Raw genomic sequence first — 12628 nt, 5'->3', positions numbered from 1 at the left:
GCCGTAGCGTTCCCCATGGGAGATGCAAGGGAGGGATACAACAGTGGCTAGCGGATGCTGAAGATCGTGACCGACTCCGCTGAAAGTTTGAGCTCGAGCTGCTCGCCGGGAGTGTTAGCAGTGCCATTCCCCAGCAGCATGTCGATCGTCTTGCCACCGGCAAGACTAGTATCGGACGTTGCGAGTTGGATCGACCGGGTCTCCTGCGACCGATTGATCGCGACTACGACTCTGCGTTTGCCATCCGCTGCTAGATTGAGAGCATCGCCACGAACGTAGACCATCGTGTCTTTGTCCGCGAGCAGGACCTGCTCTTCCCCGCGCTGCAGCTCATCGCATCTGCTGCGAAGTGTTGCCAGCTCACGCACCCAGTCATGCATCTCTGCCTGCTGCGCACTCCGGCCGCCGGCGGTAAAGGCGTTCCGGCTATCGCCTGCCCAGCCACCGGGAAAGTCTCTGCGGTTGTCGGGGTCTTCTCCACCGGTCATCGCGATCTCATCGCCGGAATAGATCTGCGGCATGCCCCGCATGGTCAGCAACACCGCAAAGGCAAGCTTGAGCCGCGGCAGCATGGCGCCCTTCTCCCAGAGGAACCGTGTTGTGTCGTGATTACCGAGGAAAGGTGTCAGACGCTCAGGATGTGGATAGAGAGTATCCATGCGTAGCATCTCCGCCAGCTTCGTCATGGGCTCTCCCTTCACAAAGACGTCCCGCAGTGCGAAGTAGCTGGGAAAGTCAAAGGGCGTATCGAGACCGGTATCGATGCCGTTGCGCGTCACTCCTCCGGCAAAGGACGAGACGATCGTTGCATCCGGATTGAAGACCTCCCCCAGGGTCGTCAGCTTTGGATACAAGCTGTGTAACTGCGCGTGAAAGCCATACCAGAAGCTGCGGCCAACATACGGGAAGGTGTCGAGGCGAAGTCCATCGGCTCCAGTCATCTCCGTCCACCAGACAGCGTTCTGAGTCAGGTACTGCGAGACCACAGGATTCTCCTGGTTCATATCGGGCAGGATGTCGGCAAACCATCCCTCAGTGACATTCTTCTGGTCGCGCCAGGAGGCATGCGGATCAGTCAGCGGCTTGAAGTCTCCCTGGGCCACGCTGTGCTTTGCACGGGTGCCGTGAAACCAGTCCGGCTCGGGCTCATCCTCCACCCACGGATGTTTCGGGCCGACATGATTGGGCACCGTATCCAGCACCAGCTTCATACCACGCTGATGCAGCGCAGCGCTGAGGGCCTTGAGATCGTCCATCGAACCATAGTGCTCGTCGACGGCGTACATATCGGTCGCGCCATAGCCGTGATAACTGTCGGCCTCATGATTCTGATAGACCGGCGTCAGCCAAAGCGTCGTGATGCCAAGCTCCCGCAGGTAGTCAAGATGCTGCATCACACCACGCAGATCGCCGCCATGCCATCCGCGAATCTTCTCACGATCGCCCACTGTATCGTTCGATATATCTCCATCGGCGAAGCGGTCCGTCATGATGAGATACATCACGTCTTTCGACGAGAATCCGGCGAAGCCATCAGAGGCACTACGCCGCGCAAGAAACTTGTATGTACCGCTTCCCTTTCCAGCCGTATTGCGAGCCGAAATAGTGACCTCTTCTGCTTTCTGTGGCGAAGCGCTCAGCCACAACTCCGCCCAGTGACCATTGGGCGAACTCTTAACTTGCGCAATGCGTAGGTGTGCATCGCTCAGCGTGAATGTCGCGTGGCTGAGATTCTCACCCTTCACCAGCAGCATGGCTTTGGACATATTCGCCCACCAGTTGGGTGGATCGATCTTTTCGATCTTAGGTGCGTTCTGCGGTGCGTTCTGCGCGTAGGCCGCAGCCGCACACCACGCGACACCCGCAGCCCATGCACGTATCTTCCAGTTCACTTCCGCCTCCATATCATAGAGAAACGAACGGCACCGCCCTCTCGCGGTGCCGTTCCAGCTGCATCAGGGTTGATTAGAAGTTGATGTGTCCCGCGAGCTCGAACTGACGCTCGGAGTACTGGCGGATGCTATTGATGGTTCCGAAGTCGGCCTGCGAGGCATTCGTCTGCGGATTGCTGAACTGCGGATGATTGAAGACGTTGTACGCCTGTGCCCGGAACTCAGCCTTCACCCGCTCCGTAATGGAGAAGTTCTTGAAGACGGAGAAGTCCACCTTGTTGTAGCCAGGACCGGTAAACTTGTTACGGCTCAGCGTGCCGATGCGGGTGTACATGCCGGCTGCATTGGTCGGAGGCGCCTTCACTACCGCATTGAAGAACGTCTGGTTGCCAGTATTGGTAGCACCGGTGATCCGCGAACGGCCTACCTTCTGGAAGGAGATGAGGTCGGGACGCATATCGATGGTCCCGCCGGTCAGATCGAGGTCAATCGGTGTACCGCTGGCAAAGGACATAATCGTGTTGGTCTGCCATCCGCCAATCACTTCGTCCAGCGCACGGTTCATGCTGCGGCCAAAGGTGCGGCCACGTCCGAACGGAAGCTGATACAGAGCGCTCGCCGTAAAGACATGACGCTGATCCTGATCACTGTTGCCGTAATTAGCGCGCAGGTTAGGACCACCGGAGGTAATAAAGACACGCGACCCAGCGCCGGAAGTGCCCGTCGCAAACGCGCCGTTTGAGTTATCGAGGGTGTGGGACCAGGTGTAAGCCACAGTCGCGAGCAGCCCAGCCGACATCTGGCGATTCACGAAGATCTGCATGCCGTTATAGTGACTCGAACCTCCCGCGAGGCCATAGGTGATGGTGCCGCGAGTCGGATACAAGCCATTTCCAGTGCCGCCAATCACAGGCGAGTTCAGGTTGAACCACGTCATCAGGTGATCGCTCTTGGTACCGACATACGCCAGGTTGATGCTGGTGGTATGGTCGAGCTGCTGCTGGATCTGCAGATTCCAGCTCTGCGCCATGCTGTTCTGGCTGTTCTTCGGCTGTGCAATCAGACCGACGTTGGTTGGATTGTTCAGATTCACGGAGCCAGGACCGAACTGCGGCAGCGGCAAAGCATTGGTGGCGTGGGCGCTGTTGTTATCCCGCAGTGCGCCCTGGCCCATGAAGGTGACGCGATATCCATCCGTCGCACGATATTCGCTAAAGCCGTTGTAGCCGGGATTGTTGCTCAACTGGTTGCCGACTCCGCCGCGATCGACGAAGTAGAAGATGCCGTAACCGCCACGCAGCGAAGCGCGGCCATTGCCGAAGAGATCATAGGCAAAGCCGAAGCGTGGAGCGAAGTTGTTCTTATCCGTATCGATCAGGCTGCGCGAGTTGCCGTTGGTTCCGGCCACGCGCAGAATACCCGCCGCGACGTCATAGTTGGACTGGTTGTTGTCCTGCTCGTACGGATAGGTATAGAGGTCGTAGCGAAGGCCAAGGTTCAGTGTGAGACGCCGGTTCACCTTCCAGTCGTCCTGGGCAAAGTAACCCGTCTCCCAGCTGAAGGTCTTGAAGTAGGTGCTGGCCGAACCGATGCGGTAATCAGTAAAGCCGGCGACCAGCTCGCTGGTCTCATAGCCGGTGAAGCGGCCCGTTCCCGGATAGTTCACACCGCCGATGATGAAGTAGCCCTTGGCGTCGTTACCCTGGAAGAAATCGACCTGACGGCGAATAACGTTCGCGCCGAACTTGAAGGCGTGATTGCCATGGGTCCAGCTCAGCGAATCAGCATACTGGTAGGTCTTCTCAGGAACGTTATACGGTCCACCGTCACCGGTGTACTCGATCTGCGTATTGCTGCCGCCGATCAAAGCTCCGCCACCCAGCAGCGCATTGCGGTTCGCATTCACAATGCCGAGGTTCTGCGAGACCGGCGTTCCGAACATTGGAGGAATGTAGCCGAACTGCGGGCGAACATATCCGAAGCGGAACTCATTCACCAGGTTCGCTGTGAAGATGCGCGTATACCCTGCTGCGACACCACGAGGATGGCTGACGTTCGCACCTGACGCAAAGCCGGCCGGCAGATTTGTGAACTCGCTGTTGACGTCATAGTTGTCCTGCCCATAGCTGTAACGGGCAAAGACCGAATCCTTCTGCGAGATGCGGAAGTCGATGCGGCCGTCAAAGTCGTTGAAGTTGCGAATCTGATTGCGCACCACATAGTAGTTGTTGATCAGGCCACCGCGCGAAGGCAGCGGATACGCATTCAGGTAGTTGGTCGCAGCCTTCGTCTGGCGTGCTGTTGGAATCACGTTGTTTGTAAAGGGAAGGCAAGTGGTCGGATCGTAAATCGCGCCCACGACCTTTACCGCGGTGCAACCGGTAAGCGTCGCATCCGGGGTCGTCGTGACATCCTGGCCCAGCAACTCGCCAAAGTCACCGGTACGCATACGCGCCGTCGGCACCGTGTGATAACCGGTATCCTGCGGCTGCCGCAAACGAAGCGCCTGGTAGTCGCCAAAGAGGAAGATCTTGTCCTTCCAGATCGGTCCGCCGGCAGCAAAGCCGAGCTGCTTCCTCTGAAAAGAGGGCTTCACCGCAGTCGGGTTGAAGTAGTTCGGACTGGCATCGAAGGCAGCACTGCGGTAGTAGCCAAAGAGAGATCCGTGAATCGCATTGGTACCCGACTTCACCGAGGTATTGATGATCGCGCCGCCGGCGCGGCCAAACTCAGCAGGAGCTACCGAAGTATCAACGCGAAACTCCTGAATCGCCTCAGGCGGAGTGAAGAAGACGATGCCGTTGACCAGCGACTCATTGTTATCCGTACCGTCGAGCAGGAAGTTGTTGGCCTGTTGGCGCATGCCGTTGGCAGAGATAGCGGCGCCGCCGCTGTCGCTGTAACGGAAGGTCTCAGAGTTGCCGTTACGACCGGAGGCATCGCTCGAGAACGCACCGCGCGTCACCCCCGGAACCAGTGTGGCCAACTGGGTAAAGTTGCGTCCGTTGATCGGAAGCTCGGTCACCTGGCGGCCTTCGACTACGGCTCCTGTGGAAGAAGTAGAGAGATTCACAACAGGAGCAGCCGAGGTGACATCGATCGTGGTGCTCTGCGCTCCGGGAGGGAGATGGAAGTCGGCGGCCACCACCTGAGAGACCTGCAGGACGAAGGTCTGTGTGTTCTTGGCGAAACCGGTCATAGTGGCATCGACGCGGTAGTTGCCACGAACCACGGCCGAGAAGTTATAGAAGCCCTCTCCATTCGTGGTCGCCGTCTGTGTCGCGCCGGTGTCGGTGTTGACCAGCGTTACGGTCGCCCCGGGAATCACAGCTCCGGTTGCGTCGGTTACCGTTCCGGTCACACGTCCTGTGTCGGACTGTGCCAGAAGCAAACCGGGGAACAGCATTGCCAGGCAGAGAGCCATGGCGAGCCAAACTCCGGCGAACCCTCTTCTTGTCTCAGGGCTATGTGTCGTCTTCATATAACGTGCCTCCAAAAGGCCGCCTGTTCCTCAACGGATCGGAGTCCGCAAAAATCTGGGAAATTCAGGCTGCGATGCGAACCATGTCGCCTTCGCACCACTCATCGCAATCCACGCTCCGCCTTTTTTCGTTCAATTCTTCTTCATCAGATAACTCTTTATTCCTGAGCCGCTTATATGGATGCGATCAACGACTGTCGGGGTTCGAACCGCGCTGGTTTCACATCGGTGATACAGTCATTGGCGCGAGGTTAAGTACGATGGCATCCACGGTCCAGAGCCCAACCCGGGTATCCTTCGGGCTCTATGAGGCCGATTTGCAATCGGGCGAGCTCTGGAAGGCTGGCCACCGAATCAAAATCCAGAGTCAGCCCTTCAAAGTGCTCAGCATTTTGCTCGAGCGCCCCGGTGAGGTTGTGTCCCGGGAAGAGTTGCAGCAGCGCCTGTGGGGCAAAGACACGATCGTCGACTTCGATCACTCCCTGGGCACAGCTATTAATAAGATCCGCGAAGCGCTGAGCGACTCGGCCGATAACCCAAGATTTGTAGAGACCCTGGCCCGCCGCGGCTACAGGTTTATCGCTCCGGTTACCTATCCTTCCCAAGCCGTAGCACAGGCTCCCGCGACACCGGCAACCGTACCGTCAGAGGCACAAACTTCTACCGCGCCTGCGGAGATCATCCCCGGGAAACGAACATTCTTTTCTCCATCCAACATTCGTCTCGTGCTCTTCGGGGTGGGGTTGATGGCGGTTCTTGCAGCCGCGGGCGTTGGCTTCTATCTAGGCCAGTCTCACGGACGAGGGGAGCCCGACCGCATTACTCAATTGACTCATCACGGTCGCATCTCCCCCGGAGCCCCTGCAATGGAGAGCTTTCCCTCGGCAGCTACCGATGGGGTGCGCATCTTCACCGGGCAGATCGAGAATGGGCGCACGATTCTGTCGCAGGTCTTCGTGAACACCGGCGAGACGATGCCTTTGCCAGTGCCCAGCGAGATCGCTGCTCCATCGCTTGGCGACCTTTCGCCCGACGGATCCAAGTTATTGCTGCGTAGCCATTTGTCTCCGGAATCCGAACAGCCGTTGTGGGTGGTCCCGACCGGCGGCGGGTCAGCCTTACGGGTAGCGAATATCAACGCACACGATGCGACCTGGATGCCGGATGGTTCCGGCATTCTGTACGCTGCCGGATCACAGCTCTCCATCACCCGTCTGCAGGATGGCGCCTCAACCCCGTTCGCCACGCTTCCATTCGGACGGGCGTTCTGGCTGCGCTGGTCTCCCGATGGCAAGATGCTTCGGTTCACCATCCTGGATCCTATCGCCCACACTCAGTCGTTGTGGGAGATGGATGCCAAGTCACGCAAGCCCACACCCCTCCTGGCCAACTGGTCAAAGCCGGCGAACGAGTGCTGCGGCACATGGACCGCAGACGGCAAGTACTACATCTTCCAGTCCTCGCATGACGGCAACTCCGACCTATGGCAGTACAACGGAGGCTCGGCGCCAACGAAGATCACAAACGGCCCGCTGGATTTCCAGGCTCCGGTCGCTGCCCGCAACGGCCACCTCATCTTCTTCCTTGGCCTTGATTCCCGATCGGAGTTGCAGCGTTTTGACGCCACGCGCAGGGAGTTTCTGCCCGAACGAGCCTTCCTGGCCAACGCTAGCCGGGTCACCTACTCGCGAGATTCCCAATGGGTGGCATGGACCGATCCGCAAGGACGGCTATGGCGCGCACGCAGGGATGGAACCGAGAAGATTCAGCTCACCCCGGAGTCGATGCAGGTCTTCCTTGCCCAGTGGTCACCCGACGGCCAGCAGCTCGCCCTGATGGCGCGGCAACCTGGAAAGGCGTGGCAACTCTATACGATTCAGGCAGATGGAGGCAGTCCAACCGCCCTGCTGCAAGAGAATCGCAATGCCGGCGATCCCTCCTGGTCTGCCGACGGAAAGACTCTGGTCTTCGGGCGGGTCACCGACCTGATGGGCATGGAGAGCACCACCCGCAACCTGCAGTTGCTGAATCTGGAGACTCATAAGACCGAAGCGATTCCGAACTCGGAGGGCTACTTCAGCCCACGCTGGTCTCCGGATGGCCGCTACATCGCCGCTATCAGCCTGGACCAGCGCAGGCTGGTGCTCTATGACGTCGCAACGAAGACATGGAAGACGCTGGCCACGACCTCCGTGGCAGATCCGGTGTGGTCGACCGACAGCCGGGCGATCTACCTGCATGCCTTCATGGCAAACACCCAGCCGATCTATCGCGTCTCCATCCCCGATGGAAAGCTGGAGGAGGTTGCCAGCCTGACCAGCTTCCGCACGGGAGATATCGCTGACTACTTCTTCTCCGGCATTACCCCGGACAACGTGCCTCTCGTGCGTGCCCGCACCGCGACCGGAAACCTCTACATGCTCGATCTCGACGGGAAATAATCGGTTCATCTCCTCGCGTTCTCCATTGATTCCAAAAGAGTTAATGGGTGAAGCAGAAATGAAGGACAGTTGGCTCGCGAAGCATTGCGGCGAAGCGTGAGATTTCCGTCTTCTTGCCACCATGCGCACGCGTCTCCTGTCCCTGGTTGCCCTGCTTCTCTCCTGTCTGCCGGTCCTCTCCCAACCCGCGCAGAGCAAACCTCTGCCGAACGGAGGAGAGTTTACGGCCGGGGACAGCACGCTGCGCGTCACCGCACTGCGCGATGATGTCTTGCGGGTGCGTATGTGGCGAAGTGGACATGCACCCGAGGATGCCTCGTGGGCGGTACTTCCCGAGGCGCGAACGGCACAGGTCAACGTCACTCCCACCGTAGGCGGTTTCGAGACCTCCGCTCTTGAAGTCACCGTCGACGACAAACTGCGGCTGGCCGTCACCGATCGCGCGGGACATCTGCTGCAGCAGGACATCGAGCCAGTGCAATGGCAGGGAGACCGCTTCCGCATCTACAAACGGAAGTGGCCCAACGAACACTTCTTCGGCCTGGGAGACAAACCCGGCCCCCTGGACCGCGCCGGACAGGCGTTCACCATGTGGAACACAGACAACTTCGGCTGGCAGGAATCGACCGACCCCATCTACAAGAGCATTCCCTTCTTCATCAGCTTTCAGTCGGGCAACGCGCTGGGGGTGCTTTTCGACAATACGTGGCGGAGCTTCTTCGACTTCGGGCGGGAGATGCCGGATGCGTACTCCTTTGGAGCGCCGAACGGACCGATCGACTACTACCTGATCTATGGTCCCGATCCGAAGAAGGTGGTGGAGGCCTATGCCTGGCTCACCGGCCCGACACCGCTGCCGCCGTTGTGGAGCCTCGGCTTCCAGCAGTCGCGCTATAGCTATGAGCCGGAGTCTCGGTTGATGGAGGTTGCGGATCGGTTGAGAACTGACCATATCCCCGCCGATGCCCTCTACCTCGACATCGACTTCCAGCAGAAGAACCGGCCCTTCACCGTCGACCAGATCAAGTTCCCGAACTTCAGCTCCATGGTCAGCGAACTGGCGCGTAAACAGTTTCACCTGGTGGTCATCACCGACCTGCACATCGCCAAAGCGCCGAACGAAGGCTATTCCCCTTATGACAGCGGCACAGCCGGCGACCATTTTGTGAAGAACCCGGATGGCTCGACCTATGTTGGACCGGTATGGCCGGGACCTTCGGTTTTTCCGGAGTTCACGCAAAAGACCACACGCGAGTGGTGGGGCGGGCTATACAAAGAATTTACTTCACAAAAAGTCGCCGGCTTCTGGAACGACATGAATGAGCCCGCGGTCTTCACTTATCCGACAAAGACAATGCCCGGCGATGTGCAGCATCGCATCGATGAGCCCGGCTTTCAGAAGCGCACCGCGACGCATCTCGAGATCCACAACATCTATGGTCTGGAGAACTCGCGGGCAACCTATGAAGGTCTGCTGAAGCTGCAGCCGAATCAGCGGCCCTTCGTGCTGACGCGCGCAAGCTATGCCGGAGGCCAACGCTACGCTGCAACCTGGACCGGAGACAACAGCTCCACCTGGAATCATCTACGTCAGACTGTTCCACAACTGCTGAACCTTGGACTCAGCGGATTCTCCATGAGTGGAGCCGATGTAGGCGGCTTTGCCGGCTCGCCTTCTCCCGATCTGCTGACACGCTGGCTGCAGCTCGCAGCCTTTCAACCAATCGATCGCGACCACGCCGCTAAAGGCACACGCGATCACGAGCCATGGGTCGATGGACCGCAGCATGAGACCATTCGCCGCCGCTACATCGAAGAACGGTACCGTCTGCTGCCATATCTCTACACCGCAGCAGAGGAGACCTCGCACGACGGCATGCCCATCATGCGTCCGCTCTTCCTCGAGTTCCCTCACGCATCCACAGACGGACATCCAATGGACCTGGACGCAGGCGGTGGAGAGTACATGTTCGGTGCAAACCTTCTGATCGCTCCATCCCCCTCTCCAGAGGAGGTTGCTCCCTACGAGCTGCATCTTCCTGCGGGCATCTGGTACGACTATTGGACCGGCGAAAAGCTCGACCGGCGCACCCAAACAGGGGCGCGCGATCTGGAAATTCGTGATGCTGCTGCAGCGGTAAAACCGATCATGATCACACCAAAGCTGGAAGAGCTTCCGGTGTATGTTCGTGAAGGATCAATCCTCCCACTGGCTCCGCTCACTCAAAGCACCGAAGAGAAACCACAGGGACCCCTGACGCTACGCGTCTATCCGGGCGAGCACTGCAACGGATCGATCTACCAGGACGACGGCACAAGCTTCGCCTATCGCAATGGGCACTCCCTGCGCATGAGCTTCACCTGCGAACAGCAGAGTAACGGCCAGGTACGCATTCACATCGGCCGGCACGAAGGAGACTACCGACCTTGGTGGCATGAGATCCACGTTGAAGTCATCGACGGCACGACCCCAACAAAGACACGCACCGTCGAAGACACCGGCCGCGGCATGGACGTAGTCGTGCAGTAGTTCACGACAACCCATACACTGGGGGCCCCATCCATCGCAACGCGATGGGTGGGATATTCGAGCGAAGCTCGAACCGCCGTTTATCGAAGTAAACTCACCGCTTGATTGTGGGATTGATAACAAAAACGGTTCGCGTGTAACGCGAATGCCCAGGTCCCCGAGGGACACCACCCCAGCGAACAAGTTCGCCGTGGACCCCGGATCTGGGGCACCAGGATACATCGGAGTTACAGAGTTACTACCAGTCCGTCAACGTACCATCCAGCTTCCGCGCAATCGGCAGATACGCGCGCTGATACGGATACTTCGCCGCCAACGCTTCATCAATCTCCACACCAAGCCCCGGAGCATCTCCCGGATGCATATACCCGGCATTGAAGGTATACGCATGAGGGAAGACCTCATCCGTAAGCTTCGTATGTGGCATGTGCTCCTGGATGCCGAAGTTGTGAATCGCCAAACCAAAGTGCAACGCCGCCGCCATGGTGACTGGAGACAGATCCGTCGCTCCATGAAATCCCGTACGCACCTGATATACCGCAGCGAAATCGGCAGCCTTCTTCAGCGCCGTGATGCCGCCGCCATGCACGATGGTCATGCGCAGATAGTCGATCCACTGGTTGCGAATCAGGTCATGCGCATCCCAGAAGGAGTTGAAGACCTCGCCGGTGGCAATGGGCGTCACCGTATGCTCGCGGATAAGACGGAAGGCGTCCTGGTTTTCAGCAGGAGTCGGATCTTCCATCCAGTAGAGATGATAGGGCTCAAGCGCTTTGCCCAGACGTGCCGCTTCAATAGGAGTAAGGCGGTGATGAACGTCGTGCAGTAGATGCAGATCTTCCCCGCATGCATTGCGCACGGCATCGAACAACTTGGGAACGAAGTTCAGATACTTCTCCGTCGACCACAGGCTCTCGCTGGGAAGACCACGCTCGGCGGGCTCATAGGGTTTGCCGGACTTCGGCACTCCGTAGCTGGAAGCAACACCTGGCACACCACTCTGCGCACGCACTGCAAGATAGCCTTCGGCAGCATGACGCTGTACAGAATCGACCGCTTCAGCGATGTCGGCCCCATTGGCGTGGGTGTAAACCAGGACACCCTCCCTGCTCTTTCCGCCCAGAAGGTTATAGACAGGCGTATTCAGCGCCTTGCCCTTGATATCCCACAGCGCCATATCGACAGCAGCGATCGCGCTCATCGTTACAGGGCCGCGCCGCCAGTAGGCTCCGCGATAGAGATACTGCCAGATGTCTTCGATTTGGAAGGGATCGCGGCCGATCAGGCACGGAAGAACATGCTCGGTCAGATACGATGCCACCGCAAGCTCGCGGCCATTGAGCGTCGCATCGCCAAGACCGTAGATGCCTTCATCCGTCACGATCTTCAACGTGACGAAGTTGCGATCCGGGGAGCAGACGATGAGCTTTGCCGATTCAATCTTCATAAACCTTCTCCAGAGTCTCCGCCGGGTTACTGATTAACGCCGCTTGCCAGGAAGCCGCCGTCGACCGCAATGATCTGTCCGGTGGTGAACGTCGTCTCACGCGCCGCCAGATAGACGGCGGTCGAGACCAGCTCTTCTGCTTCACCAAAACGCCCCATGGGCGTGCGCATCAGAAGCTCCTGGCCGCGCGGACTGTCGATAATCTTGCGATTGAGCGCTGTGGGGAAGATACCGGGAGCGATAGCATTCACCGTCACACCGGAACGTGACCACTCCACCGCCAACGACTGCGTAAGTGCAGCCACGGCAGCCTTGCTCGCTCCATACGGAGCAACCTCGAGAAACGCAGCGAAGCTGGCCAGCGATGCGATGTTGATGATGCGGCCAAACCGCTGCTCCAGCATGACCTTCCCAAAAACCTGGCAGGCTCGTAGCGTGCCGGTGAGGTTCACGTCGAGAATCTGATTCCACAGCTCGTCGTCGACCTCCAGCGTAGGAATGCGCTTGGTCATACCGGCGGAATTCACCAGGATTTCTACAGAGCCAAACTCCGCGAGCACAGCATCACGAAGTGCCCCCAGGGAGTCGCGGCTGGCGACATCGCTGGCAATGGCAAGATGTCTTGTCCCGAGAGCCTGCAGCTCATGTGCAATTTCGTTGACAGACTGCTGCGAGCGCGAGGTAGCGACAATGTTGGCTCCGTGACGTGCAAGTCCAAGTGCAAGCGCCTTACCGATACCCGAGGTCCCGCCGACGACGACGGCGGTCATTCCAGAGAGATTCATGATTGCTCTTTCGATTCAGGACTTCGATCATAGAGCATTTCCCTGTAGGTGT

The 12628-nt window shown here is 58.6% G+C and carries 6 protein-coding genes; 2 read left to right on the top strand and 4 right to left on the bottom strand.

The features are described from left to right. Window positions 1–47 precede the first annotated feature (47 nt). Window positions 48–1892, bottom strand: a complete 1845-nt coding sequence (locus AB4Y89_RS13610; protein ID WP_442301477.1) for an alpha-amylase family glycosyl hydrolase — start codon at window positions 1890–1892, stop codon at window positions 48–50. A gap of 73 nt (window positions 1893–1965) precedes the next feature. Beyond that, window positions 1966–5373: a carboxypeptidase regulatory-like domain-containing protein gene (locus AB4Y89_RS13605; RefSeq protein ID WP_442301476.1), complete on the bottom strand. Its 3408-nt coding sequence runs from the start codon at window positions 5371–5373 to the stop codon at window positions 1966–1968. A 260-nt stretch (window positions 5374–5633) separates the two neighbouring features. On the opposite strand from AB4Y89_RS13605, the gene AB4Y89_RS13600 reads away from it, so the two are divergent. Next, window positions 5634–7814 carry a winged helix-turn-helix domain-containing protein gene (locus tag AB4Y89_RS13600; protein WP_442301475.1) on the top strand — a complete coding sequence of 727 codons (2181 nt, stop codon included), beginning with the start codon at window positions 5634–5636 and terminating at the stop codon, window positions 7812–7814. Window positions 7815–7935: 121 nt separating this feature from the next. Beyond that, window positions 7936–10344 (top strand): glycoside hydrolase family 31 protein, encoded by a 2409-nt coding sequence (locus AB4Y89_RS13595; RefSeq protein ID WP_442301474.1) that lies wholly within the window; start codon window positions 7936–7938, stop codon window positions 10342–10344. Between the two features lie 238 nt (window positions 10345–10582). Here AB4Y89_RS13595 and manD read toward each other — a convergent pair whose 3' ends face one another. After that, a complete protein-coding gene (manD, locus tag AB4Y89_RS13590) occupies window positions 10583–11791 on the bottom strand; it encodes a D-mannonate dehydratase ManD (protein ID WP_442301473.1) in 1209 nt (402 codons plus the stop codon). Between the two features lie 26 nt (window positions 11792–11817). Beyond that, the gene (locus AB4Y89_RS13585) at window positions 11818–12576 is read right to left on the bottom strand and encodes an SDR family NAD(P)-dependent oxidoreductase (protein WP_442301472.1); all 759 of its coding nucleotides are present in this window, start codon (window positions 12574–12576) and stop codon (window positions 11818–11820) included. Window positions 12577–12628 lie beyond the last annotated feature (52 nt).

Origin of the sequence: Terriglobus sp. 2YAB30_2 (genome assembly GCF_052114765.1) — a bacterium.
Classification (GTDB): Bacteria; Acidobacteriota; Terriglobia; order Terriglobales; family Acidobacteriaceae; genus Terriglobus.
Note: the sequence above shows the minus strand (reverse complement) of the source record. Positions and strands in the feature narration are given on the sequence as shown.